Genomic DNA, 25,382 nt, shown 5'->3' with positions numbered 1-25,382 from the left:
AGGGGAGTGCATGCCACTCCCCTGCTGGAGTCTCGAATGAGTAAGCGCAAAACTCTGGGTTTCGGTCTTGGCCTTCGTAACGAGTATTACCGGCAGATCCTGGAGGAACGGCCTGCGGTCGACTGGTTCGAGATCATTTCCGAGAATTACCTGGTGGAGGGCGGCAAGGCTCTCTACTTCCTTGATGCGATCGGCGAGCACTACCCCCTGGTGATGCACGGAGTATCTCTTTCGATTGGCGGCTCACATGCCTTGGACATAGACTACCTACGACAGCTCAAGCAGCTGGCGGATCGGGTGCAGCCTCAGTGGGTGTCTGATCACCTGTGCTGGAGTCGAGGCAACGCCCATCAACTTCACGATCTGCTACCGCTGCCGTTTACCCAGGAGAGCCTGCTGCATGTCGCGGCCCGGGTGCGCTTGGTGCAGGATGTTTTGGAACGTCCCATCGTGCTGGAGAACGTTTCCTCCTACGTGCAGTGGACAACATCCAGCATGAGCGAGTCTCAGTTCCTCTCGGAGCTCAGTTACCTGACCGGGTGCGAGCTGCTTCTCGACGTGAACAACGTCTACGTCAGTTCGCGCAACCAGGGTTTCGACCCTTGGCAGTTCATCATGGAATTGCCGCACGAGCGGATTCGGCAAATTCACCTGGCCGGGCACAGCGATTACGGGCAGTACCTCATCGACACCCATGACCAGCCCATCGCTGATCCGGTTTGGTCTCTCTACAGCAAGACTTTGAGCTACTTGGGCCCGACATCGACCTTGATCGAGCGGGATGACCAGTTTCCGCCGCTGGAAGAGCTGTTGTCCGAATTAGCACATGCCCGTGCTATCGCCAAATCTGTGATATCGGGGGCCACCCCTTGAGCCTGATCGCCCTACAGACTGCATTTGAAACTTACCTGACAGGTGACAGTGCCCTGCCCTCCAACGAGCTTTTGGAGCAGATCCGAGGTAGCACAGCGCTGAGTGCTCTCGAAGGCCTGCAGATCTACCACAACGCTTACCGTTCGCGCCTGCTTGCGGTCTTGCGAGAAGACTTCCCTGCCCTGCTTCACTGGATCGGCAACGAATCATTCGAGCAGCTCGCACTGGCGTACTTGGCCGCCTGGCCACCACGACATTTCAGCATTCGCTGGCTGGGCGAGAAGCTGCCCGAGTTCATTAGCAGCTACGTCGAAGAACCCCAACTATCGCCGATGCGCGAACTCGCGGAACTGGAATGGGCCTTTACACTGGCCTTCGACGCTCAGGATGTCGAAGCGCTTTCGCTGGAGACCATGAGTGATTTTTCGGCTGAAGACTGGATTTCACTCAGGGTTTCCCTGACTGCATCTGCCCGGTGGTTGCAGCTGCAGTACAACACGCTGGAGTTGTGGAAAGCCGCCAAGTCCGGCAGCTTGCTGCCTGATGTTACCCGCCTGCCAACGAACCTAGCCTGTCTTGTTTGGCGTCATGAACTCGTCTGCCAGTACCGGAGCCTGGAGCCAGCGGAGGCTTCGGCATTGCAGTTTCTCATCGAGGGCGGATCGTTCGCTGAACTCTGCGAGTCGTTGAGCGCCACGCATGGCGAGCAAGCTCCCTTGCAAGCCGCGACCTGGTTGAAGTTGTGGGTCAACGACGGTTTGCTAAAGCGCGGCCAGCTATTACACGAATGACCCGGAACCTTTAGGCTAGCGCTCTCTCTTTGGCCACTCCGAGCGCTTCTATGACTCACCGCATCATTCATTTCAAACAGCAAGCCTTGCTTGACCCGGAGACCTATCAGGCAATGCTGGCCGACGGCGTTGGTCACTGGGAGCGGCTTGCAGGAGAAGTCGTCGGCATAGAAGACGAAAAAAGCCACGAGTTCGCTGCATTGAAAAGCCTGTTCAAGCGCAAGCGGTACTCCTATGACACGCTGGAAATGCGCGAGCCAGGCGATCACTCAAACTGGCTTCGCGGCCGAGATGGTTCAGAAGGTATGACCAACGAGGTCACCAGTATCCCAGGGCTAAAAGAGCTCTCAGAACTGGAGATTTAGTGGGATAGCAGGTCAGCGCTCAAGCGCTGACCTGGGCCGAATAGCCAAGCTCCTGGATGAGTTCGCGGATCGATTCGGCACTTTCTGTGCTCTCAACGGTGACCTTGCCGGCCGCTCGATCCACTTCTACTCGTGCATCCTGATCCAGAGCTTGAATGGCCTTCGTGATTTTGCTCACGCAACTGCCACAGCCCATCCCCGCAACACTCAGACTAAACATGTCTTTCACCTCATTTCGTCCGCGGCTCAAGTTACCGCACGGACAGCATCGACCTTGACACGATGGCAAGGTCAAGCCCGTATGTGTTGCGACAGATAGGTCGGACCGGAAACTACCGTACGGCATTTTCCGGTCAGATGCGCTTCTGAATAATCACCTGGTCGGTGGTATGGAAGCCTATCCGATGTCCGTTGATTTCAACCTCAGAGCATTGAAGACCACCGACGCCGAGCTGACACTCATCGCCAGCGCAGCAATCAAGGGCGACAGAAGATGCCCCGTCAGCGGGTACAGCAGCCCCGCTGCTAGCGGGATTCCCATCGCGTTGTAGAGGAACGCAAAGGCGAGGTTCTGCCTCATATTTTTCACGGTTGCCACTGACAGGGTGCGCGCTCGCAGGATGCCCATCAGATCTCCCTTGACCAGCGTCACTTGGGCGCTGTTCATCGCCACATCGGTACCGGTGCCCATGGCGATACCTACGTCAGACCTGGCCAGGGCGGGCGCATCGTTGATGCCGTCACCCGCCATGGCGACACGACGGCCATAGCCCTGCAAATCGGCGACCAGTTTCTCCTTATCCTGCGGTTTGACCTCACCATGCACTTCCTCGATTCCGAGCTGCTTCGCCACGGCTCTTGCTGTGGTGAGGCCATCACCAGTGGCCATGATGACCTTTACGTCTTCGCTTTGAAGCTTGGAGACAGCCTGTTGAGAAGTAGGCTTGATCGGATCGGAAACGGCCAGGAGTCCCGCCAGGCGACCATCAACGGCCAAATAGATGATGCTGATGCCTTCCAGACGCAGTTGCTCGGCGCGATTGCGCAGCGGGGTAATATCGACGCCCGCCTCGTCCATCAGTGCGGTGTTGCCGAGCTGCAGCTGATGGTCATCGACCTGGCCGCGCACACCAATACCCGAGCCAGATTCGAAAGTGTCCGGTTTGACCAGTGCAATGCCCTGACCGCGCGCATGATCGACGATGGCATGAGCCAGCGGGTGCTCACTACCCTGGTCGAGACTAGCAGCCAGGCGCAGCACTTCATTGGAGTCGTAACCGCCTGTCCCTTCCGCACTATGAAATACGGGACGCCCCTCAGTCAGGGTTCCAGTCTTGTCGACGATGAGCGTGTCGATCTTGCATAGATTTTCGATGGCGCTGGCATCGCGGAACAACACACCGCTGCTAGCGGCCTTGCCAGTCGCAACCATGACGGACATCGGGGTTGCCAGACCCAGAGCGCAGGGACACGCAATGATTAGCACCGCCACCGCATTGATCAGGCCAAATACCCAGCCTGATTCCGGCCCTAATAGCCCCCAGCCGAAGAAGGTCAGAATCGCGATCAGGATCACCCCGACCACGAAATACCCTGCCACCGCATCAGCCATACGCTGCATGGGGGCCTTGGAACGTTGGGCTCTGGCCACCATCTGAACGATCTGCGACAGCATGGTCTCGGCACCGACCTTCTGCGCCTCCATCACCAGGCTGCCGTGGGTGTTCAGGGTGGCACCGATAAGGGCATCCCCTACCCGCTTGGTCACGGGTAACGGTTCTCCGGTAAGCATCGACTCGTCGACGGCGCTCTCCCCCTCTAGAACCGTACCGTCCACCGGGACTTTCTCTCCCGGCCGGACACGTAGGTGGTCGCCCTGATGGACATGTGTCAGCGGAATATCTTCTTCCTGGCCATCGGGCTTGATGCGACGCGCAGTCTTTGGTGCCAGCCTCAGCAGTGACTTGATGGCTGCCGAAGTCTGCGAGCGGGCCTTGAGTTCGAGCATTTGGCCCAACAGCGTGAGTGAGATAATCACCGCGGCTGCTTCAAAATAGACGCCGATACGTCCGTCCTGGGCAAAAGCCGCCGGAAACCACTGCGGAACCAAGGTAGCGGCCACGCTGTAGAGGTAGGCAGCGGCCGTTCCCAAACCGATCAGGGTCCACATGTTGGGGCTGCGGTGGCGGATGGAGTCAATGCCGCGGGTGAAGAATACCCAGCCACCCCATAGCGTCACGGGCGTCGCCAGAGCCAGCTCGACCCAGTTCTGGGTCGTGCCATGAAACAGTTGCAAGGAATGGCCGGCCATCGCCAATACGGTCACGATGACGGTCAACGGTAGGGTCCACCAGAACCGCAGCGAGAAGTCCTTCAGCTCTGGATTTTCCTCCTCTTCCAGCTCCGGGATGACAGGTTCCAGCGTCATCCCGCAGATCGGGCAGTTTCCGGGAGCCGGTTGACGGATTTCTGGATGCATCGGGCAGGTGTATTCAGCACCTACAGGTGTCGATGTGGGTGCTGGAGTCGCGTGCTGGTGATGCTCCCCATGAGACTGATGGCTCATGTACTGATGAGGATCTGCTTGGAATTTCTCTAGGCACTTCGCACTGCAGAAATGATAGGCCTTCCCTTCAAAGCTCCCGCGATAAGGGCCATCAGGTTTGACCTCCATGCCACACACCGGGTCGCGCTGGCTCTCGGAGTGGGCGTGCGAGTTATGTGAATGATCCTGGTCATGATGGCAGGAGGTCTTTTGCATGCGATCTATGTCCTTTCTTCGTCCTTGGAAACAGCGGTGCTGCTGGAGTGGGAGTGCCCGCCGTGATTGTGGCCAAACAGATGCATCAGCGGGCATAGCAGCAGGATGAGGTACGGCAGGGCCTGCGAAAGATGACCGTAATGCTCACGCGCTACATAGAAGATGCCGATTACGGCCAGCATGATCAGCGCAATGCCAATCTTGCTCTTCCAAAAAGGCGGCTCAGTGGTACTGGTGTGATGGGTATGGTCCATGACAATAGCCTCGTTTCAATGGCGGCCGGATCACTATAGGTGTCTCAGACTGGACGGAGTTGGCGAGTATCAATAAACGTCAGCGTACGGTCACCTTACCGACCATTCCCGACTGATAATGTCCTGGAATATTGCAGGCGAACTCCAGTTCGGTGGCGGCGGAGAAGGTCCAGATCAACTCTTCGCGTGCTCCAGGTTCGACAAGAACACTGTTGGGGTCATCGTGTTCCATACCGACCATCTTCATGCCGCCCATGGCATGGCCCATATTGCTCATGTCATGTGCACCTGTAGGGGACAGCGTGCCGTTCTGAAACATCGCGGCCATCTCTTTCTGGTGCGCGGCATGGGATGCCGCTTTGCCAAGATTGAATTCGTGTAGCAGTGCACCGTCATTTTTCAGGACGAAGCGAACTGTCTCGCCTGCTTTGATCTCCATTGCTTTGGGTTCGAAGAAGATGTCCCCCATCCGGACTTCGATGGTGCGATCTACTGCCTGACCGTCTCCCGGTTGCCCAATACTGTCTTTCTTGTGGCCCGGGCTGGCCAGCGCATTGGCAGCACTGAGCAGCAAGCCAAGGGTGGTGATTATGAAAGCGGGTCTGAGTTTCATGGTGTGCCTCTGAGGTGTTGAGGAGGGATGAGTCCCGATGCTAATGAGGTGCAGCTGGCGGTACGCTGACGTGAAAACTACATCGCAGTAAGGTTCGTCAGATCGGTGCTACCCAGCTCGCGGCCAACGGGTAGCACCGATGCCGGACTAACGCAGAGCAAACTCACCGACCATCCCCGCCTGGTAATGCCCAGGCAATGTACAGGCGAAGCTCAAACTGCCCGCCTTAGGGAAGGTCCACACGAACTCTTTGGTTGTGCCGGGCTCGACGAGAACCGCGTTCGGGTCGTCATGCTTGGCTTTGATGACTTCCGGATAGCCTGGAGGGTTGGAGTCTCCCATGCCATAACGCTCATGCCAGACAATGCGCTCGGCCATGCCGGTCGGGGTCAGTGTGCCGTCCTTGAACAAGGACGCCATCTTGCGCTGGTGCTCCAGCTGGGACGCTGCCTGCCCGATGTTGAACTCGTGCATCAACGCGCCCTCGTTCTTCAGAACGAAGCGCACGGTTTCACCTGGCTTCACATCGATCGTTTTCTGGCTGTAGTTGATGTCGTCCATCTTTACCAAGATGGTACGAGTCGCTGGCGTCGCCTGGGCCTGCTGCCCAATGCCATTGCTACTGCCGCCGACCTCGGCAAATGCCGGAAAGGTGGTGCTGATGAACAGAGTGCTGATCAGCAGTTTAAGGGGTAAGCGTTTCATGGTGAGACCTCGAGATGGGTGCTGGAAATCTCATGCTATTCCCCGCTTGCTGCCAGGCCGCTGACCCCAAAACTACAATTGCGTCAGCTGGGAAAAAGCACGGCGCCATAAAGGCGCCGCTAGGCCAAAGGAGCAATCACGGAAGGCCTGGAAGATGGGAAAATCCTTATCGATGGCACTCTTTGTCGGCCATCATTAGCTTGTGCTCGCGGATCATTTGAGCCAGCACGTCGTCTACCAGCTTGTCATGCTTTTCCATCCAGGCCAGATGCTCTTCGGCAGACATGTTTGGCGCGGGATGTTCGTTGTGCAGCTGGCTCATGATGTCTTCGAGCATGTTCATATGCTCCTTCATGTGCACATGCCGCTCGCCGACCGGGGCCTTCTCCGCCTGGATCAGCACGGCTTCTGCTTTGTCGCGCATCTGCTGGATGCGCTCGAATACACGGTCGCTGCCCCCTTCGGCCCAAGCCATGGAAGACAGCAGTAGCGAACCAACCAGAAGCAAAGGTTTCAGCGATTTCATGGGCAGTCTCCATCAGTGCAAACTATGGCCGGCACCTCTGCTTTTGGTCTGTCGAGGGCCGAGAGCACAACCTAGTACTCATGCTTGCACCCTAGACAAGCCACCCTGTCAGTGAGCTGAAGTCAGAATTACATTTTCGTAAGCTTCTGGTTGGGGCCGCGGTTTGCCTGCAAACTCAGGCCACCCGACTTTTGGAGTCTGCACACATGAAACTACTGGTAGCTGAAGACGAACCCAAAACCGGTACGTACCTCCAGCAAGGTCTCACCGAGGCTGGGTTCAATGTCGACCGGGTTATGACCGGTACAGATGCCCTTCAGCATGCACTTAGCGAAGCCTATGACCTGCTAATTCTGGATGTAATGATGCCTGGGCTGGACGGTTGGGAAGTGCTGCGCATGTTGCGCGCAGCAGGAAAAGACGTCCCCGTACTGTTCTTGACGGCACGCGATGGTGTGGAAGACCGCGTAAAAGGGTTGGAGCTGGGTGCGGACGACTACCTGATCAAGCCATTTGCTTTCTCAGAGCTTCTGGCCAGGGTCAGAACGCTGTTGCGCAGAGGTAATGGTTCGCCGACGCAGACCACCATGAAAATTGCCGATCTGGAAGTCGATCTGATGAAGCGGCGTGCGATCCGTGGCGGGAAAAGAATTGACCTGACCGCGAAGGAGTTTTCACTGCTGGAACTGCTACTGCGCCGGCGCGGCGAGGTGCTCCCGAAGTCGCTGATTGCCTCTCAGGTTTGGGACATGAATTTCGACAGCGACACCAATGTCATTGAGGTTGCGGTACGCCGGCTACGCGCAAAAATCGATGACGATTTCGATCTCAAGCTGATTCATACCGCCCGCGGCATGGGATACATGATGGATGCTCCGGAGTGAATATGAAGCACCTTTCGCTGACCGCACGCATGAGCCTGATGTTCATGTCCGCGGTAATTGCAGTCCTGACGGTAGCAGGGCTGAGTTTCAATATGCTCAGCCAGCACCACTTCAAGATGCTGGATCGGCAGGCCCTGGTGGAGAAACTCGAATCCGCCAAACATATCCTCAACAATGCTCGCGGTGAAGCGAGCCTTTCGGAAGAATTACCGCAGTTGCGAGCTTTGCTGGGAGCCCATCAGGATCTGGCCGCCACTATCCTGGCCAGTGACGGTTCTGTACTGTTTTCCGACCCCAGAGCAGTCGAAGTACCTGAGCGTTTCAGACGTGCAAATGAGCAGAGCATGTGGGAGTGGCAGAACGGCCAACACATGTACCGTGGCATGACGGAGCAAATCTCGGTAGCCGATCAGGCTGAGCCGCTCACTGCGTTGCTGATTCTTGACGTCACCAATCACACACACTTTTTCGACACGCTGCAACGATGGTTTTGGATTGGATTGGTCATCAGCGCCCTGTTCAGTGCCGCACTCGGCTGGGTGGTTGCTCGCAGCGGCCTTAGGCCTCTGCGGCAAGTCACTCATGTGGCCTCCGGGATGTCCGCTCGCTCGTTACAGGAGCGAATCCCTCTCGAACCAGTGCCGCGGGAACTTCAGCAACTGGTTCTCTCCTTCAATGCGATGTTGGCTCGGCTAGAGGATGCCTTCGTTAGGCTCTCCAATTTTTCGGCCGACATTGCCCACGAGCTACGAACTCCAGTCAGCAATCTGATGACCCACACCGAGGTCGTGCTGAGTAAAAAACGCGATATCAATGCCTATGAGGAGAATCTGTACTCCAACCTGGAGGACTTGAAGCGCATGTCTCGGATGATTGATGACATGCTGTTCTTGGCCAAGGCTGATAATGGCCTGATCATCCCCGAGCAGGCCAGGATCGAACTGGCTGACGTAGTCTTCAAGCTGTTTGACTACTACCACCTTCTGGCCGAAGAGCGCGGCATTGAGCTATCGCTCACAGGCAAAGGCCAAGTGCTGGGAGATCGGCTGATGCTTGATCGCGCGCTATCCAACTTGCTGTCCAATGCGCTGCGCTACACGCCGGCGGGACAGACAATTTCGGTTCTGATCCGCGAGACAGAGGACTCCACTACCTTCAGTATCGAGAACCCAGGGGACACAATCAGCTCAGAGCATCTAGAGAAGCTCTTCGACCGTTTTTACCGGGTTGACCCCGCTCGGCGGGAGGGCAGCCCGAGCAACGCCGGGCTCGGGCTTGCAATCACCCGATCCATCATTGAGGCTCACAAAGGCCGCATCTGGTGCACCTCAGCGGCTAGCCTCACGGGCTTTCACATCGAATTGCCCCATCCCAGATAATGCCGGTCTGGCGGTAAGTAGGCTACAGCTAACCGCTAGCCCAACTTGACAGGGTGGGTGCAGGTGCAACTCGACTGAGCGCAGATTGCATTCGCCATCCAGATAGGTAACGAGCGGTGAGCTGACACAAGAGGAAACTGCGGGTAGTCGCAGGCGACCGTCTCGCCGCTTTCCAGCTCCTCAGCTTCCAGCGTCTCGCCATCGGTAGCGAGCACATATTTAGCCTTGGCACGGGCCGTCGCGGGGCTGGCCTTCAGTGCCGCCAGGGTTTCGGTGACCTTGCCTGGCTCACACACAGCCAAATGGATATTGCTGGTCTGCAGTACGCCGCCCAGATCGGACTTATTGGTTGCACCCGAACGCAGGCGCTTGAGGGTGGTTTCCTTGTTACCGAAAGCCTGCAGGAAGGCATAAGGGAACTCGACCCGGTCAAACGGCTGGCTGGCCAGGTCGGTGATGGCTTGTTCGATTTCTACGGCGTTCATATAGGGCTGTTCCGATCACTGCTGCCAAGGCGGCACAGGGGGCCTTTAGGCCCACCATCCATGCAAAGTGCATGGATGATAAAGGAACGAGCATTGGCATGTGAAAATGATCCTGTGCCCCATGGAAGCTATCAAAAACTGCTGAGGACGTGGAACGCTGCAGCCAGGACGCATCGCCAAGCCAGTCGAGTGGGCTATGCGAAGAAAACTGCTATCCCCCGCCTACACCACTCGCTGGTCTGAGTTAATGGTCGCAAAGGCGAACTAGCCACTACCCTCGACTGGTACCGAATCCTCGCTGACGATCCCCGTAGGACTTGGTCGCTTTCTTACACAGGTAGCTGGCCCGGTGGAACAGATCCGGTAGCTCATCAACAAGAATCTTGTGTTCTGACCATGCAACCTTCCGCATACGGGGATGCCGATCTATCCGATACGTTGGATTGTCGGGGATATGTACCAGCCCGTCGACCTCATGCTTCGACAACCGCAGTGCACTGGCCCATGACTCTTCTATCCGGCTGATCATGTTGACCCTGTCTGAGCGCAGCAGCCCCAGGGTGTAATAGGCATCGCGGTTCAACAGGATCAGCAGGTGATAATGCTGCCGGCCTGCCTGACCTATTTCTCTCGACCAGACGTACCGTACTTTGCAGCCACGCGAATAGCCACGATCAGCCACTCGTTCCTGGTGGTACTGGATCTTCTTCGTAAACGATTCGAAGAATCGGCTGATGACCTGGTTCGTATAAGCGTAGTCAGGTAGCAGGACGCCTTGAGGCAAGTGGAGGTCAACTCTGAAGGCTAAGACCCTCGGATACTCAGCTAATGCCAGGTCTATGGTGCGCTTGAGATCGGACAGGTGCTCACGAATGAAAGGCCCCTTGTCACGCATCAAGCGGAAGCCCTCAAAGGTGTCGTCGTAGTGAAGATGCAGATTGGTATTGGCTGGATGACGAAGCGGGTAGCGTTGGATGGTGTCGGTATCGTTGAGCATGGTTATGACCTCTCGTTGGTGGAGTTTCATAACCTTTTGTCTACTGTGTACTTTTTAACCGCTACCTTGCTCGCCTGATCCGTTGGTTGGTCTCTCTGGACACGCTGTAGTGTTGGCCTCTCAGATGGTGGATCAGTGTCCGACTCCCTGTGTAGGTCAGTGAAGGTTGCTACTCGGTTAGGCGTGAACCCTTCGGGGGGTAATAGCTAGTAAAAGCATAATACCCGCACCGCAATTTCCTTCGCCGAGCTGCTCGGGCAAAGCCACCTCAATCGTCCCGCCATAGCGGCAATTTTTGCCGAGTTCGGATTTCGGAAATAAATCAAGCTGAAGAGGCCTGAGCCAGATATCGAAGAGGCTGTCGGGGCGGCGGGAGCGACACCGCCACGACTTGCCATGCGAGGCCGCACAGCCAGTGACTGAACGACGGCATAAGCGCCATGACCAGCCGAAGCTGATCATGGCGCAGGAGCGGTTCTAGCCGGCCATACTCAGGTGGCCAATCGGGCGCGTAGCAGCACCCTCAGCCTGGTCACGCTCCTCAATCCTGGCCAGGATCCAGTCGTGCACCTCGCTATCGACCCAGCCGACGCATCGGTCGCCCAACGATACCGGTTTCGGGAAGGTGCCTTCCGAGATGTACTTGTACAGGGTCGACCTAGACAGGCCAGTAGCAGTGATCACGTCTTGTAAGCGGAAAATTCGCATCAGCAGGGCTCCTCTGTATGTCCCAGAGGATCTGCGAGGGCCGTATAAAATGACCTGCCTGTTGCTCGCCTAGGGGGCCCTGGTCAAAAGCCTTACGTCATAGCGAAGGGCCGAGTCCAGCGCATCCTCACGGATATACGAGTCAACCCTCCCACCGCGTACGTCCCATACCCAAAGGCATATGTTGTTATCTCTCGGTGCGGGATGAACAACCAGCGACACAATGCTGAGGCCATCCTTTCTCACCGGAGCTGGAATGAGCCGAACCAGGTGGGGCTTGTATCCTGGCCAGACTTTCATACGGCGCAACCCCTTGTGGATGCTTTCCGCCCACCGGCAAGCCTCGGCCTGGAAACTTTCCCTCAAGCCTCCCCAACCAGCGTACGCAGTCCGATCAGAATTAACGGTCAACGGACCGCCCAGCTCTTCAGCAATCCTTTTGGAAATTTCCGCTTTCGCATCACCCAGGTCGCATTCTGGATCTGACCAAATAGCCGTCAGCAGATACGACGTATGGCTTGCCAGCTTGTGATAGAGCAGATCCAGCACATAAGGCTTTTGTCCTTGCTTTGGCTTCAGCGCATTTAGCGCCTCTGTCGTCGGCATTGCCGCGCCGAGTATGTCGTATCTGCCCGGCCCATGCGTTACGTATACCACTACCCCCCGTTCCCTCTGTCTCAAACGAAGCTGCGGGTGATCCAGGTTTAGGTAGTAGATGCTCGTTACCTTTGAGCCAACGAAGACCCCATGCGACAACCCCGGCATATAGCTCCTAACGAACCCCAAGCTCAAAAGACGCTTCAATTGATGCTTGATCGATAAGGTGTCGAGACCAGTCATAGCCCTGAGCCTAGGCCCTCCAAGCCCGGCCACTACACCGCACTCGTCAGCCTCACTGAGAAGGGCCGCTAATAAAACCCGGGTAGCAGCCCCCAACCGCCCCTTGGCACCAGGAGCTGCAGGCCGACCGTCTTTGCGTGTCGCAGTACGGGGTGGCTTTTCCTCATGCCCTGTCGATGCCGTCGTTTCACCGTCCCTAACTGCGTGAATCTCCGGTTCAAGAAAAAGACGAAGCATCAGCTCGCGATGAGTGAATTCTGGGTCTGCCTTGACGAGCACTCTAAGCAAGTTTTCTGAGGCTACGTAGCTGACATCAGGACGCCCAACCCTGCCGTCCTGCTTGCACTTCTTCAGAAGCCCAGCCCTGACCAGCTCTTGCGAAGCATCCCAGACAAACCTTTCCGTCAGACAGAGTTGCTTCGCTACAGGCTTGATCTTGTAAGGCACGTCCAGACTGACGTCATTCCGACAAACAAAAGCCTGCAAAAAAAACCGTGCCTCTGCATCTGCTTCTATATCTGATAGAGCTATCATGGCCGTAAAAATCTTAATCCAAAAATAGAAATTGAGATTTTATACCCTATTTTATCAGAACAGTTAATTCAGTTAACAAGACCGTTAACGATGCATTTAACATGCTAATTAACAAATCAGTTAACACCTCATAATTCACATCAGCTAACACATCAGTTATCTTTTCTGTTAACAGGCTTGGCATAGCGAGCGCCCACGGCATGGTGGTGGAGCTCAGTAAGAGGAGAGAGGTGGATGGCGAGGACTGAAGGCAAGCCGAGCTGGCTCAATGAGGATGATCATGAAGAGTGGCAGTGGGCCGCGAACTATCTGTCCAAACACTGCCCTGATCGACTCAAGGACAAGCTCAGCCTGATGGCCGCGACGATTTTCAGCTCGCTTGTCAGATCGATCCATGCCCTAGAAAAAGAGGCCGAAGGCGTAAAGCTCATTCAGCGACTGAGAAATGCCATCCGGCAACGGCGCTATCGAGCGACAGAGGGTGGCCGGCAGACGTGCTCCTTCACCCTCCCCAAAGCAACCAAGGCAAAGCTCAAGACCTTGGCAAAAAGACACAAAATTACTGAAACAGGCGTGATTGAAAGCCTGATCGAGGTAGCCTCTAAACAGGTTTCCATTAACAAAGAGGAAGCCAGGCACGAATCTCAGGCAATGAAAGCCATACGCAACGCACGCAAGCTTGAACAAGAGTTAGCCAAGATCCGCATTGATGAAACCTGGAAGCAGCTGCGCCATTGCATAAAACAGCTTGCGCAGTGGGAGGCCTACCTAAAGGAAACACTCCCTGCGCTATCCCCCGAGGAAGAAGCCGCTGCAACGCCTCTTGCAGAGGAACACCTGCGTGTAATCCAAGAGGCCATCGACGCCGCCGTATTCAAGCATAGAGAGATGAGCCCAAGAGCCATCTGAAATCATCGCCCCAGGGCAGCGACCCACCAGAGTGTGGGTCAAAGTGTGGGTCAAAGTAATTTATAAATATAAAATCTTATAAAATCAATGAGATACAACAATAATACACCGGCCACAAGCCGGCTTTTTTATTGCCTGCTCAATGAGAATCAGGCAAGTCATCGCTCCCCAAGGAAGGAAGAGTCATGTCCGACGCCTGGAAGATCATTGGATTTCTGCTCGTTGCAGCTGCCTCCATCTACTACGTCAAGGCGAAGACGGAGATCGAGCAAAGCTGGCCCAGAACGCAGGCGATAGTCACCGGCATGAAGGTGACCAGCTCGAAGAACCGAAGAGATCGGTACGAGTACACGGCCACGCTGCTATACCGCTATGAAGCGAACGGAACGCACCATTCCGCCGTCGACCTGAGCACTCCGTTTTCGCGAGAAAGCTCCGCAGAAGACGCAGCCCGTCGCTACCCCGTGGGTACGAAACTCGAGATCGCCTACGACCCGGAGCGCCCTGACCGCTCCCATGTCGTCCAGCCCGGCTTTTCCTCTGCCATTCAACTCTAGACGCGCCTCCGCCCACGTGACGCGGTGTCCTGCCGGCAGCCTGATGGAGAAACTTCCCATCGCCTAGAGCCGGATCTCCACCCGCCTCTCCTCGAAATCGAGCGGCTCATCGCCCTCGATCAGCAGCCGAATGCTCGGCCCAAGCAGGTCCTGCCTGCCATCCAGCTGCTTCACTGGCAGGTGCTCGAAACGCCGCTGGTTGGCGCTGACCTGTTCGAGTATCTGCCGGTCCTGCCGCAGGATCACCCCGAACAAGCGCCGCAGCACCAGGCGCTTGAGCGCGGCGGGCAACCAACCGTGCGCGGTGGCGATGCGGGCGAACAGGCGCAGCCGGCCGTTGCCGACAGGCACGAGCCAGGCGCTGACCAGCAGGTTGAGGCCGCCCTTGCGGTCGCGGTATTCGATTTCCGCCAGCCCGGGCAGGCGGAAGCGCCCCATGCTGATGCCGCGTTCGCCTTCGAACAGCCGCGAGATCAACCCGGATTGTGTGCCCTCCTCGCTGTAGAGGGCCTCGACGCCGTCGGCCAGCGGGCGGACCCGGGCGCTGATCCTCTGCCGTTGCCGGTCGTGGCGAATCCAGCCGGCATGGACGAAGTGGGTGTGGAAGCCGTCGAGGAAGTTCTCCGCCGCCTCCAGCAGCGAGCATTCCACCTCGTCGGTGATCCAGAAGGTGTCCAGAGCCTGCCGCTGTTCGGCCGGCGCGACAGGCGGGATGGCCGGCCGGTCGCCTGCGAGGCTGACCCACACCAGCCCATGGGCCTCGCAACTGGGCAGGCTGTCGAGCAGCGGCTTGTCGCAGCGCTCCAGCTCGGTGCCGGGCACGCGGGTGCAGCGCCCGTCGGCGGCGAAGCGCCAGCCGTGATACGGGCATTCGATCTGGCCGTCACGGACCTTGCCCGCGCTCAGTGGCGCGAAGCGGTGCGGGCAGCGGTCCGGCAAGGCGGCGGGCGTGCCGTCCTCCGCGCGGAACAGCACCAGTGGCAGGTCGTGCAGCTGGCAGGCCAGGGGCTGCTTGCCGAGTTCGTGGCTGAGCGCCACCGGCCACCATCGGGCGGATGCAGTCATAGCTTGAGCTTCTTCATCATCGGCACGGCGATGCCATGCAGCAGGCGGCTGAGCAGGGTCCACACCAGGCGCCGGTACCAGGGCAGGTGGGCGACGTGGATCAGGCTGTACTCGATCTCCGCCTGCCCGCCGCGCAGGCGCTTGAACCCGGCGGCACCGGAACTGAAGTTCAGCACCACCCGGCGCTCCACGGCCTCTTGCAGGCAGAGGCGCGTCAGTTGCCGATAGAGCCCGGCCCGCTGGGGCAGCGCGGTGTCGTAGCCGACGATCGGGGCGCTGATCAGCGTCGCGTTGGCGAACCAGCCCAGCGCCCCGTCGATCCGCCCGTCGGGGCCGCGCAGGGCGCGTATGTCGAGCCAGCCCTGCTCCTGGCCACGTTGCAGCCAGGCGGCGCGGTAATGGGGGTTGAGCCGGCAGTACTTGTCCAGGTACAGCAGGTTGTAGAGGTACTCGATGCGCTGGAAATCGGCTTCGCTCAGCGCCGCGCCATCCACCACGTCATAGGGGCTGCGGCGCAGCAAGGTGGCGTCCAGGCGGGTGTTGTGATGCTTGAGGAACGCGGCTTCGCCTCCGGCACGGCCATCGAACAGGTAGACCTGGCGGCTGGGAATGCTCAGGTAGCCGAGGCCCTCCAGCCGCTCGCGCAGCGCGCGGTTGCTGGCGTCGTTGAGCGAGCGGAAACCGAAGCCGCTGTCGGGAAACTCCGCCTTCAACAATGCCGTGAGCGCCGGCAATTCATCGAGGTCCCAGCCGGCCGGGTAGAGGTTGGTAGACAGCAGCCAGTTGTTCACCTGCGCCAGCCTGTCCACCTTGGCCAGGCGCAGCAGGCGGTCGACCCCCAGGGTCAGCAGGGTGAGCGGCCAGGTCAGCCAGGGCTTGCCGAGGCGCTTGATCTCTTCACGGGCGTAGCCGCTGTAGGCGGTGCGCGGGGACACCACATAGCAATTGCCTTCCGGCTCGCCACCGTCGGTGATGCTGACGGGGAACTGCTGGGTGCCGGTGTCGAGCAGCGCCAGGCGCGTGGTCACATTGCCCACCAGGCGCGCGCTGGCGCAGGCCTTTACATAGCTGCGCGCCAGGCTGTCACCGTCGCCGGCGGGCTCGGCCAGGAGCTGTTCGGCAGGCAGCAGCCTCATCGCGGCGCCTCGCCCAGGGGCTGGCCGTTCCATTCGATGTCCGCCGTGGAGGCGGCCAGCAGGCCGCAACGCCGGGTCAGGGCGCGGGCGATGATTTCCGACAGCCCCAGCAATTGCGTGGTCAGGGGCCAGTAGTCCCCCTGCTGGACCACCACATCGCGGGCGGCGGCGTAGTCCTGCCAGAAGGGTGCGCTGAAGGCCCGTTGCGGCGCCGCCAGCAACAGCACCGCCAGGGCGACCATGCGCGGTGCGGGCGTGGCTTCCAGCAGTTGTCCGGAGGCAGCCCCCAGGCTGGCCACCAGCTGCCGGCGCTGGTCGTCGAACAGGTGCACGCCGCTGGTTGCCCGGGGGTTGCATTCCAGTACATGGAAACGCCCGGCGCGGTCTTCGATGAAGTCGAACCCCACCTGGCCGGTGTAGCCAGTTTCCCGGCCAAAGCGCTCGAGAAACTCGCGGATCGGTTGCGGCAGCTCGGGCTGGAAGTAGATGCCCGAGCCCCGGCCCACCCGGTAGCGCGGGTGATAGCAGCCGTGGGCGCGCAACTCGCCGTCCACCAGCAGGCTGAAGCTGCAGAGCTCGCGCCCCTCGATGAAGCGCTGTGCCACCCAGGGCGCCGCAGCCGTCGGCTGGACCTTGCCCAGTTGTACTGCGCTGGGGCGGATCAGGGTCTGCGAGGCGAAACGCGAGTAGGCCGGCTTGAACACCCACTGCGCGGCCTCGCCGGCGAAGCGTTGCAGGGCCTGGCTGTCGGCCAGCAGGTGGGTTTCGGGCGCACTCAGCGCCCAGCCCTCGGTCATGGCGGCGAAGCGCCCCTTGTGGTGCAGGCGGTGCAGCAGGGCGAAGTCACTGGTCAGCACTCGGCACAGCGGTGCCAGCCTTGCCAGGCCGTGGGAGAGGTAGAACACCTCCTCGCAGGTCGGCAGCAACAGGTCGATGCCCTGCGCCTGGATCACCGCCGCCAGCGCTTCGACCCAGGCCGCCGGGTTTTGCCGGGGCTCCGGCAGGCGCACGAAATGCTGCGCCGAACGGCTGAAGCGGCTGAGCGGCAGGCTCAGCGAATCGCCGACGCTGACCGTCCAGCCGGCCTCGTCGAAGGCACGCGCCCACTCCAGGCAGGCCGGCGCGCGGGCGCCGAGAATCAGTACGTGCATGGCAGGCCCTCGGGCAGTTCCAGGAGTTTCAATCGGCGGCGCTTGGCCTCGGGTGGCGCAGGTTGCCAGTGCCCGAACCCCAGCGCCGGCGGGCGCATGCCCAACTGGGCGCACAGCGCGCGGATGCTGTCGCCGAGCGCCAGGCAGGCGTCGTCGTGGTCGCCGGCGGCGCGCAGGTTGACCTGCCACGCCAGCCCACGCTGATGGATTTCGTATTCCTGCAAGGCCGCCCCGTGCATCAGCAGGGTGCGGCGCAGCACATCGGGGTAGAGCGCGAGCAACTGCCGGCCCGGCAGGTCGGGCAGCCAGAGGATGTCGTCGGCGCGCCCCTCGATGGCGGCGATGGCCCGCTCGACGCGCCCGCAGGCGCACGGCGCCTCGGCCACCCGCAGCACATCGTTGAGGCGGTAGCGCACGATCATCTGCGTGCGCCGGGAGAAGTCGGTGATGATCGGTTGAAAGCGCGTGCGCCCGGCATCCAGCCACTCCGGCTCGATATGCAGGTGGCACTCGTTGAGGTGCAGGGTGCCGCGCTCGCAGGTGTAGCCGAGGAAGCCTTCGCTGGCCTGGTAGATCTGCTGCGGGGCCACGCCGAATGCGGTGCGCACGGCTTCTGCATCCTCCGCCTCGAGCACCTCGGCAACCGAGAGGATATGGCTCGGGCGGATGCTCAGGCGCCCGGCGAGCGCCGCCTCGGCCAGCCCGCGCAGCACGGTGGCCGGGGCCACCAGCACATCGGGGGCATGGTCCGCGAGGCGCGCCAGCGACGGCTCCAGCCCCAGGGTCAGGTCATAGAAGCCGAAGTCGATCCGCCGGCTGGAAAGCGTGGTGTACAGGCGGCTGTTGGCCCGCAGGTAGAAGGCGATGCGCAAGGCCGGGCGCCAGGGCGCCAGCAGGCGCGGCAACAGGTGCCGGGGCAAGGTCTTCGCCAGCAGGATGCCGGCCCAGCGCTGGCGCTCTTCGCTGCTGACCAGGAACACCCCCTGGTTGCCCGAGGTGCCGCTCGACAGGCCGACGGTGATGTCGCCCAGGGTCGGGCTGAAGTCCCGCGACGCCTCCGCCTGCCGCGCGATCGGCAACACCTCCTCCAGGCTCAGGCCACGGCTGTTGAAGCCGGCGAAATCCCCCATCAACGTGGCCTTGTCCATCAGCGGCAGGCTGGCCAGGTCGGTGATGGCCCGCCCCTGGAAGCGCCCGGCACGGGGCAGCACGTCCCGCAGGAAGTGCCGCAGCTGCCTGGCCTGCCAGGCCTCCAGCTGCTCGCGTCGGGTGAAGCGCAGGCGGTAACGGCTGTGGATGAAACTCGCGATGCTGCGCAGGGCGCCGAGGGCCCGCTCAGCGCTCATCCTCGAACGCCTCCCAGGCCTGGGTGCAGTGGGAAGGCAGCACGGCGACGGCGGGCTCGTTGCGGATCAACGCCCCCAGGCCGGCATAGGTCTGGCGGTACTGCCCGGCGTCGTGGCCGGCGAACCACAGCGCCGGTGGTGCCGGCAACCGGCCCGCGCGGCAGGCGGGCACCGACCAACAGGCGTCCGCCACCAGGAACACCGGGCGCCCCTGGGCATCGGGGATGAACAAGCCGAGCTGGCCCTCGCTATGCCCCGGCAGCGGCACGCCCACCAGGCTGCCATCGCCCAGCAGGTCGAAGCCCTGGTCGAAGGGCTGCATCCACTCCGGCAGATCACAGCGGCGACACTCATCGGCCAGGCGTACGCGGCTGCCGAAGTCGTCGGGCAGCAGCGTCGGCAGGTGGCCGCCCAGGGTCGCGCGCCAGCGCCGGCCACGCAGGCTTTCGATATGCCGGCGGTCAGCGTCGAGCGCGATGAACGAGGCCTGGGGGAAGTCCCGCAGCCCGGCGATATGGTCGCTGTGGAAGTGCGAAATGATCACCGTGCGGATGTCGTCCGGGGTGATGCCCAGGGCCTGCAATTGCGCGTGCAGCCGTTCCTGCACCGGCAGCTCCACGGGAACCGCCTGGCGGAACAGGCGCTCGGGCAATGCCTGGGTGGCCTGGAAGAAGTGCTCGGAGTAACCGGTGTCGTACAGCAGCCAGCCCTCCTCGGGGTGGCGGATCAACCCGCAGAGCGCCGGGAACTCGGTTTTCGCCCAGCGCCCGCCGCGGTCCGCCATGCACTCCAGGTGCCGGCACCAACCGGCGCGCAGGATGTTGAGACTGACGGTGCGGCTCATGGGCGTACTCCTGGTTGGGCCAGCCACCACTGCGCGTGCTGGCGGATGCCTTCGTCCTGGGTGATCACCGGGCGGTAGCCCAGCTCGTCGTGGAGGGCCTGGAGGTCCAGGGTCTGGCTGAAGGCGAGCACACCGGCTCCGTAGCGGGTGATCAGCGGCTCGCCACTGTCGCGCAGGCGCGCGCTGGCTTCCAGGCCCCGGGCAATGAGGTCCACCAACCGCCAGGGCAGCCGGCGGGTACGCAGCTCCAGCTGGAAGGCGGCGGCGACCTTGTGCAGCAGGTCTTCGAAGGCTAGCGGCGTGCCGTTGCTGACGTTGTAGGTGCACAGGGCCCTGGGCAACGGCTGGTTGAGGCCCAGCCAGATCGCCTGGACCAGGTTGTCGACGCAGGTCAGGTCCAGCTGCGCGCGCCCGCCGCGCATCAGCGGGATCGGCCCACGCTGCATGACCCGCAGCAGGCGCGGCATCAGGGTGCCGTCCCAGGGGCCGAACACCGCGCGCGGGCGCAGCAGCACCGCCTCGGGCAGGCCGGCCGCGCGCACCCGCTCCTCGGCCAGGCCCTTGCTGCGGGCATATTCGTTGACCGGTGGCGGCAGGGCCTCGTCCTCGCGCACGCCGAGGCGATCGCGGAAGGCGAAGTACAGGCTCGGCGTGGAGATGTGCACCAGGCGCTTCACGCCATTGGCCTCGCAGGCCTGGAGCACCTCCTCGGTGGACGCCACGTTGGCATCCGCGAACGCCTGGACCGAGCCCCAGGGCGAGGACAGCGCCGCGCAATGGACGATGGCCGCGCAGCCCTGGCTGGCCTCCCGCAAGGTCGCGGCCGCCGTCGGGGAGCCGTGCTCCACTGGCACCCAGCGCAGGGGGCCGGGGCTGTGCTGGATGACCTCGGCCGCTGCCGTGGCGTTGCGCCCCGTGAAGACCACCTCGCAGCCTTCGGCCGCCAGGCGCCAGGCGATATGGCGGCCGACGAAGCCGCTGCCACCGGTAACCAGAATCTTCATCAGTACTCCAGGATCATGCCGCCGAGGGACAGGCCCGCGCCGGTGCCGATCAGCAGCAAGCGTTGCCCGCGCTGGATGCGGCCGTCGCGGATGGCGATATCCAGCGCCGTGGGCAGCGAGGCGGCGACCTGGTTGCCGTGCATGGCGAAGATGTCGATGACCTTGTCGCGTTTGAAGCCCAGGCGCCGCGCCGCGTGCTGCATGGCGCGGTGGCTGGCCTGGTGGGGGATGACCCAATCGATCTGCGCCTGGCTCAGCCCGGCCTGGCTCAGCAGCTCGTCCTTCATGGCGGGCAGGTGCTTGGCCGCCAGGCGGAACACGCCTTTGCCGTGCATGGCGAAGCTGGTCAGCGGCTCGAAGGGCACATCGATGCGGCGCGGGTGATAGCGCGAGCCGCCACCGGGTATTTCGCACAGGTGCGCGCCTTCGGAATAGGTGCGCAGGCTGGAGGCGATGATCTTCGGCCCGCCATCGCCAAGGCCCAGCACCACCGCAGCGGCACCGTCGCCGAAGATCCCGCAGACCTCCACCTGCTGCCAGTCCAGCCCGCAGGAGGCGATGTCCGAGCAGACCAGCAGGATGCGTCGATAACGCCCCGCACTCAGCGGCCACGACAGGGTGTCGACGGCGGCGAGAAAGCCCAGGCAGCTGGCGTTGACATCCAGCGCCGGGATGCCCGACTGCCCCAGCCCCAGTTCCAGGTGCAGCAGCGCGGCGTTGCTGGGCATGCCCTGGTCCATGGTGCCGCTGGCGCAGGCGACCAGGTCCACCTGCTGCGGCTCCAGGCCGGCGGCGGCGAGGGCGCGGCGGGCCGCCAGGGCACCGAGGCTGGCAGCGGTCTCCCGGGGGCTCGCGACGTGCCGCTGGATGACCCCGCTGATACGCGCCACGCTGCCGGCGCGCAGGTTAAGGCGGGTATCCAGCTCGGTGCTGGTGACGATGCGTTCGGGCAAGGCGTGCCCGGAACCGAGGATGGATACGGGCCTGGCGGGCAGGTGCGCGGGGGGTGAAGTCTGCATTCAAGTTCCGTTTGGATAAGTTGAGCCGTCCCGGCGGCATGGCGCCGCCGCAGTGCCCACACAGGGGCCACTGGCAAGGGCAGATGAGCCCTGGAGAGAATCGGCCGAGCATACGGCAACGCCCCCGGCCGAAACAATTTCACCGGTCTCAATTCCCGGCCTGCGGCGAAGGATCGGAGCGGATTGTTACGCCATCCGAAAAAGCCCTTCTTCGGCACCTCGCTTTTTCCCCGGCGTGCCATGGTTTCTCATGGTGGCCATGAACCACCCGAAGAGGAAAACACCATGAAAGCCCTTGCCTGCGGCGCCACGGCGCTGCTGTTCGTGACCATCGCCAGCGGCGCCCACGCCAGCGAGTCGACCCAGGTCGAACCCTTCGTCTACGGCATGCACCTGGACGTGGCCAAGGTCGTGTCCATCGACGAGCCCCACCCGCTCACCTGCGAACTGGTGGAGGCGAAGATGACCTACATCGACTCCCAGGGCACGACCCACGCCGTGAGCTACACCAAGCAATCCGACGCCTGCTTCAACAGCTGAGCCCCCGCGCGATACGCCTCGCCCCAAGGGCGAGCGGCCCGGGGCCGGCCGGCGCATGACGGCCCCCACCTTTGCCTCGACGGCGCCCGCTGCGTAAGCTCCGCCCTTTTGCGCCGTTGCCATGACCCTCGCCGATATCCTCTTGCTGCTGCTCGCCGGCTTCGCTGCCGGCGGCATGAACGCCCTCGCGGGCGGCGGCACCTTCTTCTCCTTCCCTGCCCTGCTGGCTGCCGGCCTGCCGCCGGTGACCGCCAACGCCACCAATGCCGTGGCCCTGTGGCCCGCCAGCCTCGCCGCGAGTTGGGCGGCACGTGACCAGCTGCGCCCGCTGGGCCGCTGGCTGCTGCCGCTGGTGGCGATCTCCCTGCTGGGTGGCCTGGGCGGCGGCCTGTTGCTGCTGGCCGGGGGCGACGAGGTGTTCCGCCGGCTGATCCCCTGGCTGCTGCTAGCCGCCACCCTGCTGTTCGCCGCCAGCCCCTGGCTGAGCCGGCGGGTCAACCGCCAGCGCGAAGCCGGCGCCCTGCCCCGCCACGGCGTCGCGGGCGGCATCGCCCATGCGCTGGTGGCGGTCTATGGCGGCTACTTCGGCGCGGGCATGGGCATCCTGCAGTTGGCGGCCTTCTCCATCGAAGGGCACCCGCTGCTGCGCGCCAATGCGCTGAAGAACCTGCTCTCCAGCACCATCTACAGCGTCGCGGTGGTCACCTTCGTGGCAGCGGGGCGGGTCAGCTGGGCGGAGCTGGCGGTGCTGCTCGGCGCCGCCAGTTGCGGCGGCTATGCCGGCGGCGCGCTGGCCAGGCGCCTGCCGAGCCGCTGGTTACGCTGGCTGGTGATCGCCGTGGGGGCGGGAATGACGGCTTACTACTTCATTACGGCGTAGGGTTCATCCTCACAGGCGTGTTTGCCACGCTCAACGAACAGGGTTCCGCCGCCTGCCGGAGCGACGGAAAAGCCCTGAAAACCCTCCCGTTCATTTGCCCGCAAGGGCGCGGCTCTGCTAGTGTCCGCCCGTTCCGAACTGCCCTGAGATGCCCGCCATGGCCCGCAAGAAAGCCACCCCCGATTTCGAACAGTCCCTCGCCGACCTGCAAGCGTTGGTCGAGCGCCTGGAAAGCGGCGAGCTGTCGCTGGAAGACTCGCTCGGCGCCTTCGAGCAGGGCATCCGCCTGACCCGCGAATGCCAGGGTGCGCTGAGCCAGGCCGAGCAGAAGGTGCAGATCCTCCTGGAGCGCGACGGCGAGCTGGAAGAGGCCCCCTTCGACGCGGACGAGCAGGCATGATCGCGGCCTACCAGTCCCGCTGCCAGGCGCGCGTCGACGCCGCCCTGGAAACCCTGTTCGACGCCCCCCGCCCTGAACTGCAACGCCTGTACGAGGCCATGCGCTACAGCGTCACCAATGGCGGCAAGCGCGTGCGCCCGCTGCTGGTGTATGCGGCCTGCGAAGCCCTGGGTGGCGATCTCGACCGTGCCGACGGCGCTGCCTGTGCGGTGGAGCTGATCCACGCCTATTCCCTGGTCCACGACGACCTGCCGGCCATGGACGACGACGACCTGCGCCGGGGCAAGCCCACCACCCACAAGGCCTTCGACGAAGCCTGCGCCATCCTCGCCGGCGACGGCCTGCAGACCCTGGCCTTCGAAGTGCTGGCGGACCGTCGCCTCAACCCGCAGAACAGCGATGCGCGCCTGGCCATGGTCGGTACCCTGGCCCGCGCCGCCGGCCCCGCCGGCATGGTTGGCGGCCAGGCCATCGACCTCGGCTCGGTGGGCCTGCGGCTCGACCAGAAGGCCCTGGAAGTGATGCACCGGCACAAGACCGGCGCCCTGATCGAAGCCAGCGTGCGCCTTGGCGCCCTGGCCAGTGGCAATGCCGACGATTCATCGATGAAGTCCTTGCAGGCCTATGCCCAGGCCATCGGCCTGGCCTTCCAGGTGCAGGACGACATCCTCGACGTCGAGAGCGACACCGTCACCCTCGGCAAGACCCAGGGCAAGGACCAGGCCAGCGACAAGCCCACCTACCCCGCCCTGCTCGGCCTCGACGACGCCAAGGCCTACGCCCTGGAACTGCGCGACATGGCCCTGCACACCCTGCGCCCCTTCAGCGAGGCCGCCGAACCGCTGCGCGACCTGGCCCGCTACATCGTCGAACGGCGCAGCTGACCCGCGTTCCACGCCCGGCGGGAAATACCGCCACGCCAACCCGTCACCTTCCGTCCATCGAATACGCAAAAGCGCGCCCTTCCGGGGGCGCTCCTCATCTGGTGCCCGCAGAAGGGCGCAGGCTAGGTTCAGCGTCCGAAGCCCATGGCCAACGACTCTTCGGCGTGAACGATGCAGCTCGATCAGCTCCCCATCACCCCGGATCTCCCCGCTCTGCTGCGCAGCCTGGAACAGGTCGCACCGCTGCTGGACGCGATGCCGGACGTGGTGTTCTTCGTCAAGGACCTGGACGCCCGCTACGTGCTGGTCAACCAGACCCTCGCCCAGCGTTGCGGCTTCAAGGACAAGGCGCCGCTGCTGGGGCGCACCGCCGAAGACGTGTTCCCGCGCCGCTTCGGCCACCTCTACACCGAGCAGGACCGCCAGGTGCTGGAGGCCGGCGACCAGCTCAGCGACCAGCTGGAGCTGCACCTCTACCCCGGCCGCAAGCCCGGCTGGTGCCTGACCCACAAGCTGGCCCTGCGCGACCCGGCGCAGCGGGTCATCGGCGTGGCCGGTATCTCCTACGACCTGCAGGCGCCACAGTCCAGCCACCCCGCCTTCCAACGCCTGGCAGCGGTGGACGCCCACATCCGCGAGCACTTCGCCGAGCCCATCAGCCTCGATGAACTCACCGCCATCGCCGGGCTCTCCGCCTCCCAGCTCGGCCGGCTGTGCAAGCGCATCTTCCAGCTCAGCCCCCGGCAGATGATCCACAAGGCGCGCCTGGGCGCCGCCACCCAGTTGCTGGCCGGCGAGCTGCCCATCACCGAGATCGCCTACCGCTGCGGCTATGCCGACCACAGCGCCTTCAGCCGCCAGTTCAAGGCCCTCACCGGGCTCTCCCCGAGCCAGTACCGCGACCGCTGCCGCGCCTGAGGCCGGTCGGCCGG

The 25,382-nt window shown here is 62.2% G+C and carries 29 protein-coding genes and 1 pseudogene; 13 read left to right on the top strand and 17 right to left on the bottom strand.

Annotation, left to right across the window (positions count from 1 at the left end; translation table 11 throughout):
* The first annotated feature begins 36 nt into the window (after positions 1-36).
* The 3 genes from bufB to PI990_RS04365 are packed head-to-tail and all read left to right on the top strand — an operon-like array spanning position 37 to position 2,029.
* Positions 37-873, top strand: a complete 837-nt coding sequence (gene bufB / locus PI990_RS04375; RefSeq protein WP_004374664.1) for an MNIO family bufferin maturase — start codon at positions 37-39, stop codon at positions 871-873.
* Positions 870-1,664, top strand: a complete 795-nt coding sequence (locus tag PI990_RS04370; protein WP_003246754.1) for an HvfC/BufC N-terminal domain-containing protein — start codon at positions 870-872, stop codon at positions 1,662-1,664. Before bufB ends, PI990_RS04370 begins: the two co-directional genes overlap by 4 nt.
* A gap of 50 nt (positions 1,665-1,714) precedes the next feature.
* Positions 1,715-2,029 carry a hypothetical protein gene (locus PI990_RS04365; protein ID WP_004374672.1) on the top strand — a complete coding sequence of 105 codons (315 nt, stop codon included), beginning with the start codon at positions 1,715-1,717 and terminating at the stop codon, positions 2,027-2,029.
* 19 nt (positions 2,030-2,048) lie between these two features.
* Here the strand turns inward: PI990_RS04365 and PI990_RS04360 are convergent, their stop codons facing one another.
* From PI990_RS04360 to PI990_RS04335, 6 genes are all read right to left on the bottom strand, one after another.
* Positions 2,049-2,249, bottom strand: coding sequence for a heavy-metal-associated domain-containing protein (locus PI990_RS04360; RefSeq protein ID WP_003246756.1), 201 nt, complete (start codon positions 2,247-2,249; stop codon positions 2,049-2,051).
* 177 nt (positions 2,250-2,426) lie between these two features.
* Positions 2,427-4,790, bottom strand: coding sequence for a heavy metal translocating P-type ATPase (locus tag PI990_RS04355; RefSeq protein ID WP_172979187.1), 2,364 nt, complete (start codon positions 4,788-4,790; stop codon positions 2,427-2,429).
* A gap of 5 nt (positions 4,791-4,795) precedes the next feature.
* Entirely contained in the window at positions 4,796-5,044 is a 249-nt protein-coding gene (locus PI990_RS04350; protein WP_003246761.1) for a DUF2933 domain-containing protein, read from the bottom strand.
* A gap of 79 nt (positions 5,045-5,123) precedes the next feature.
* On the bottom strand, positions 5,124-5,657 hold the full coding sequence (locus tag PI990_RS04345; RefSeq protein ID WP_003246762.1) for a cupredoxin domain-containing protein: 534 nt from the start codon (positions 5,655-5,657) through the stop codon (positions 5,124-5,126).
* 147 nt (positions 5,658-5,804) lie between these two features.
* Positions 5,805-6,362, bottom strand: coding sequence for a cupredoxin domain-containing protein (locus PI990_RS04340; RefSeq protein ID WP_003139550.1), 558 nt, complete (start codon positions 6,360-6,362; stop codon positions 5,805-5,807).
* Positions 6,363-6,528: 166 nt separating this feature from the next.
* Entirely contained in the window at positions 6,529-6,888 is a 360-nt protein-coding gene (locus PI990_RS04335) for a co-regulatory protein PtrA N-terminal domain-containing protein (protein WP_003246763.1), read from the bottom strand.
* A 206-nt stretch (positions 6,889-7,094) separates the two neighbouring features.
* Here PI990_RS04335 and PI990_RS04330 point away from each other — a divergent pair, with 206 nt between their 5' ends.
* Together PI990_RS04330 and PI990_RS04325 are read left to right on the top strand one after the other, a co-directional pair.
* Positions 7,095-7,772 carry a heavy metal response regulator transcription factor gene (locus PI990_RS04330; protein WP_004374688.1) on the top strand — a complete coding sequence of 226 codons (678 nt, stop codon included), beginning with the start codon at positions 7,095-7,097 and terminating at the stop codon, positions 7,770-7,772.
* Positions 7,773-7,774: 2 nt separating this feature from the next.
* Positions 7,775-9,151, top strand: coding sequence for a heavy metal sensor histidine kinase (locus tag PI990_RS04325; protein WP_012018612.1), 1,377 nt, complete (start codon positions 7,775-7,777; stop codon positions 9,149-9,151).
* A gap of 131 nt (positions 9,152-9,282) precedes the next feature.
* Here PI990_RS04325 and PI990_RS04320 read toward each other — a convergent pair.
* Positions 9,283-9,636 (bottom strand): annotated as a pseudogene (locus PI990_RS04320) (type IIL restriction-modification enzyme MmeI); the annotation flags it as partial.
* 196 nt (positions 9,637-9,832) lie between these two features.
* Between PI990_RS04320 and PI990_RS31500 the strand changes: the two are divergent.
* Positions 9,833-9,904, top strand: coding sequence for a DUF4113 domain-containing protein (locus PI990_RS31500; RefSeq protein WP_232961653.1), 72 nt, complete (start codon positions 9,833-9,835; stop codon positions 9,902-9,904).
* 3 nt (positions 9,905-9,907) lie between these two features.
* Here the strand turns inward: PI990_RS31500 and PI990_RS04310 are convergent, their stop codons facing one another.
* The 3 genes from PI990_RS04310 to PI990_RS04300 form a co-directional block, all read right to left on the bottom strand.
* Positions 9,908-10,633, bottom strand: a complete 726-nt coding sequence (locus PI990_RS04310; RefSeq protein ID WP_271659925.1) for an inovirus Gp2 family protein — start codon at positions 10,631-10,633, stop codon at positions 9,908-9,910.
* Between the two features lie 477 nt (positions 10,634-11,110).
* Positions 11,111-11,341: a helix-turn-helix transcriptional regulator gene (locus PI990_RS04305; protein ID WP_034019465.1), complete on the bottom strand. Its 231-nt coding sequence runs from the start codon at positions 11,339-11,341 to the stop codon at positions 11,111-11,113.
* Between the two features lie 69 nt (positions 11,342-11,410).
* Positions 11,411-12,715, bottom strand: a complete 1,305-nt coding sequence (locus PI990_RS04300) for a hypothetical protein (RefSeq protein WP_271659924.1) — start codon at positions 12,713-12,715, stop codon at positions 11,411-11,413.
* A gap of 234 nt (positions 12,716-12,949) precedes the next feature.
* Between PI990_RS04300 and PI990_RS04295 the strand changes: the two genes are divergently transcribed.
* Positions 12,950-13,624 carry a hypothetical protein gene (locus tag PI990_RS04295; RefSeq protein ID WP_034019461.1) on the top strand — a complete coding sequence of 225 codons (675 nt, stop codon included), beginning with the start codon at positions 12,950-12,952 and terminating at the stop codon, positions 13,622-13,624.
* Positions 13,625-13,809: 185 nt separating this feature from the next.
* A complete protein-coding gene (locus PI990_RS04290) occupies positions 13,810-14,181 on the top strand; it encodes a DUF3592 domain-containing protein (protein WP_271659923.1) in 372 nt (123 codons plus the stop codon).
* A gap of 63 nt (positions 14,182-14,244) precedes the next feature.
* On the opposite strand, the gene PI990_RS04285 is transcribed toward PI990_RS04290, so the two are convergent.
* From PI990_RS04285 to PI990_RS04255, 7 genes are read right to left on the bottom strand one after another with little or no spacing between them, the layout of a single operon-like run.
* The gene (locus PI990_RS04285) at positions 14,245-15,246 is read right to left on the bottom strand and encodes an aromatic ring-hydroxylating oxygenase subunit alpha (RefSeq protein WP_271659922.1); all 1,002 of its coding nucleotides are present in this window, start codon (positions 15,244-15,246) and stop codon (positions 14,245-14,247) included.
* Positions 15,243-16,382, bottom strand: coding sequence for a hypothetical protein (locus PI990_RS04280; RefSeq protein WP_271659921.1), 1,140 nt, complete (start codon positions 16,380-16,382; stop codon positions 15,243-15,245). Before PI990_RS04280 ends, PI990_RS04285 begins: the two co-directional genes overlap by 4 nt.
* Entirely contained in the window at positions 16,379-17,533 is a 1,155-nt protein-coding gene (locus PI990_RS04275) for an ATP-grasp domain-containing protein (RefSeq protein ID WP_271659920.1), read from the bottom strand. The genes PI990_RS04280 and PI990_RS04275 overlap by 4 nt, the downstream gene beginning before the upstream one ends.
* Positions 17,521-18,879 carry a F390 synthetase-related protein gene (locus PI990_RS04270; RefSeq protein ID WP_271659919.1) on the bottom strand — a complete coding sequence of 453 codons (1,359 nt, stop codon included), beginning with the start codon at positions 18,877-18,879 and terminating at the stop codon, positions 17,521-17,523. Before PI990_RS04270 ends, PI990_RS04275 begins: the two co-directional genes overlap by 13 nt.
* Entirely contained in the window at positions 18,869-19,723 is an 855-nt protein-coding gene (locus PI990_RS04265) for an MBL fold metallo-hydrolase (protein ID WP_271659918.1), read from the bottom strand. Before PI990_RS04265 ends, PI990_RS04270 begins: the two co-directional genes overlap by 11 nt.
* Positions 19,720-20,727 carry an NAD-dependent epimerase/dehydratase family protein gene (locus PI990_RS04260; protein ID WP_271659917.1) on the bottom strand — a complete coding sequence of 336 codons (1,008 nt, stop codon included), beginning with the start codon at positions 20,725-20,727 and terminating at the stop codon, positions 19,720-19,722. Before PI990_RS04260 ends, PI990_RS04265 begins: the two co-directional genes overlap by 4 nt.
* Positions 20,727-21,746, bottom strand: a complete 1,020-nt coding sequence (locus tag PI990_RS04255) for a beta-ketoacyl-ACP synthase 3 (protein ID WP_271659916.1) — start codon at positions 21,744-21,746, stop codon at positions 20,727-20,729. The genes PI990_RS04260 and PI990_RS04255 overlap by 1 nt, the downstream gene beginning before the upstream one ends.
* A gap of 285 nt (positions 21,747-22,031) precedes the next feature.
* On the opposite strand from PI990_RS04255, the gene PI990_RS04250 reads away from it, so the two are divergent.
* The 5 genes from PI990_RS04250 to PI990_RS04230 all read left to right on the top strand — a co-directional run bounded on the left by PI990_RS04250 (position 22,032) and on the right by PI990_RS04230 (position 25,368).
* Positions 22,032-22,286, top strand: a complete 255-nt coding sequence (locus tag PI990_RS04250) for a DUF2790 domain-containing protein (RefSeq protein WP_271659915.1) — start codon at positions 22,032-22,034, stop codon at positions 22,284-22,286.
* A gap of 121 nt (positions 22,287-22,407) precedes the next feature.
* Positions 22,408-23,166, top strand: a complete 759-nt coding sequence (locus tag PI990_RS04245; protein ID WP_271659914.1) for a sulfite exporter TauE/SafE family protein — start codon at positions 22,408-22,410, stop codon at positions 23,164-23,166.
* Between the two features lie 157 nt (positions 23,167-23,323).
* Positions 23,324-23,566, top strand: a complete 243-nt coding sequence (locus PI990_RS04240; protein ID WP_021216765.1) for an exodeoxyribonuclease VII small subunit — start codon at positions 23,324-23,326, stop codon at positions 23,564-23,566.
* Positions 23,563-24,450: a (2E,6E)-farnesyl diphosphate synthase gene (gene ispA / locus PI990_RS04235; RefSeq protein WP_021216766.1), complete on the top strand. Its 888-nt coding sequence runs from the start codon at positions 23,563-23,565 to the stop codon at positions 24,448-24,450. Before PI990_RS04240 ends, ispA begins: the two co-directional genes overlap by 4 nt.
* Before the next feature lie 171 nt (positions 24,451-24,621).
* A complete protein-coding gene (locus PI990_RS04230) occupies positions 24,622-25,368 on the top strand; it encodes an AraC family transcriptional regulator (protein WP_043243770.1) in 747 nt (248 codons plus the stop codon).
* The last annotated feature ends 14 nt before the right edge of the window (positions 25,369-25,382 follow it).

This window comes from Pseudomonas sp. TUM22785, assembly GCF_028198105.1.
In the GTDB taxonomy this organism is placed as follows: Bacteria; Pseudomonadota; Gammaproteobacteria; order Pseudomonadales; family Pseudomonadaceae; genus Metapseudomonas; species Metapseudomonas solani.
This window is presented reverse-complemented; position numbering and strand designations above follow the sequence as displayed.

What these genes read in the sequence shown, in the direction of transcription:
- PI990_RS04280 (WP_271659921.1), bottom strand. Translation starts at nt 16,382, where the DNA reads ATGAGGCTGCTGCCTGCCGAACAGCTCCTGGCCGAGCCCGCCGGCGAC.
- PI990_RS04230 (WP_043243770.1), top strand. Translation starts at nt 24,622, where the DNA reads ATGCAGCTCGATCAGCTCCCCATCACCCCGGATCTCCCCGCTCTGCTG.
- PI990_RS04310 (WP_271659925.1), bottom strand. Translation starts at nt 10,633, where the DNA reads ATGCTCAACGATACCGACACCATCCAACGCTACCCGCTTCGTCATCCA.
- PI990_RS04285 (WP_271659922.1), bottom strand. Translation starts at nt 15,246, where the DNA reads ATGACTGCATCCGCCCGATGGTGGCCGGTGGCGCTCAGCCACGAACTC.
- PI990_RS04365 (WP_004374672.1), top strand. Translation starts at nt 1,715, where the DNA reads ATGACTCACCGCATCATTCATTTCAAACAGCAAGCCTTGCTTGACCCG.
- PI990_RS04295 (WP_034019461.1), top strand. Translation starts at nt 12,950, where the DNA reads ATGGCGAGGACTGAAGGCAAGCCGAGCTGGCTCAATGAGGATGATCAT.
- PI990_RS04300 (WP_271659924.1), bottom strand. Translation starts at nt 12,715, where the DNA reads ATGATAGCTCTATCAGATATAGAAGCAGATGCAGAGGCACGGTTTTTT.
- PI990_RS04355 (WP_172979187.1), bottom strand. Translation starts at nt 4,790, where the DNA reads ATGCAAAAGACCTCCTGCCATCATGACCAGGATCATTCACATAACTCG.
- PI990_RS04340 (WP_003139550.1), bottom strand. Translation starts at nt 6,362, where the DNA reads ATGAAACGCTTACCCCTTAAACTGCTGATCAGCACTCTGTTCATCAGC.
- PI990_RS04350 (WP_003246761.1), bottom strand. Translation starts at nt 5,044, where the DNA reads ATGGACCATACCCATCACACCAGTACCACTGAGCCGCCTTTTTGGAAG.
- PI990_RS04245 (WP_271659914.1), top strand. Translation starts at nt 22,408, where the DNA reads ATGACCCTCGCCGATATCCTCTTGCTGCTGCTCGCCGGCTTCGCTGCC.
- ispA (WP_021216766.1), top strand. Translation starts at nt 23,563, where the DNA reads ATGATCGCGGCCTACCAGTCCCGCTGCCAGGCGCGCGTCGACGCCGCC.
- PI990_RS04345 (WP_003246762.1), bottom strand. Translation starts at nt 5,657, where the DNA reads ATGAAACTCAGACCCGCTTTCATAATCACCACCCTTGGCTTGCTGCTC.
- PI990_RS04275 (WP_271659920.1), bottom strand. Translation starts at nt 17,533, where the DNA reads ATGCACGTACTGATTCTCGGCGCCCGCGCGCCGGCCTGCCTGGAGTGG.
- PI990_RS04360 (WP_003246756.1), bottom strand. Translation starts at nt 2,249, where the DNA reads ATGTTTAGTCTGAGTGTTGCGGGGATGGGCTGTGGCAGTTGCGTGAGC.
- PI990_RS04270 (WP_271659919.1), bottom strand. Translation starts at nt 18,879, where the DNA reads ATGAGCGCTGAGCGGGCCCTCGGCGCCCTGCGCAGCATCGCGAGTTTC.
- PI990_RS04325 (WP_012018612.1), top strand. Translation starts at nt 7,775, where the DNA reads ATGAAGCACCTTTCGCTGACCGCACGCATGAGCCTGATGTTCATGTCC.
- PI990_RS04330 (WP_004374688.1), top strand. Translation starts at nt 7,095, where the DNA reads ATGAAACTACTGGTAGCTGAAGACGAACCCAAAACCGGTACGTACCTC.
- PI990_RS04265 (WP_271659918.1), bottom strand. Translation starts at nt 19,723, where the DNA reads ATGAGCCGCACCGTCAGTCTCAACATCCTGCGCGCCGGTTGGTGCCGG.
- PI990_RS04240 (WP_021216765.1), top strand. Translation starts at nt 23,324, where the DNA reads ATGGCCCGCAAGAAAGCCACCCCCGATTTCGAACAGTCCCTCGCCGAC.
- PI990_RS04290 (WP_271659923.1), top strand. Translation starts at nt 13,810, where the DNA reads ATGTCCGACGCCTGGAAGATCATTGGATTTCTGCTCGTTGCAGCTGCC.
- PI990_RS04335 (WP_003246763.1), bottom strand. Translation starts at nt 6,888, where the DNA reads ATGAAATCGCTGAAACCTTTGCTTCTGGTTGGTTCGCTACTGCTGTCT.
- bufB (WP_004374664.1), top strand. Translation starts at nt 37, where the DNA reads ATGAGTAAGCGCAAAACTCTGGGTTTCGGTCTTGGCCTTCGTAACGAG.
- PI990_RS04260 (WP_271659917.1), bottom strand. Translation starts at nt 20,727, where the DNA reads ATGAAGATTCTGGTTACCGGTGGCAGCGGCTTCGTCGGCCGCCATATC.
- PI990_RS04250 (WP_271659915.1), top strand. Translation starts at nt 22,032, where the DNA reads ATGAAAGCCCTTGCCTGCGGCGCCACGGCGCTGCTGTTCGTGACCATC.
- PI990_RS04305 (WP_034019465.1), bottom strand. Translation starts at nt 11,341, where the DNA reads ATGCGAATTTTCCGCTTACAAGACGTGATCACTGCTACTGGCCTGTCT.
- PI990_RS04255 (WP_271659916.1), bottom strand. Translation starts at nt 21,746, where the DNA reads ATGCAGACTTCACCCCCCGCGCACCTGCCCGCCAGGCCCGTATCCATC.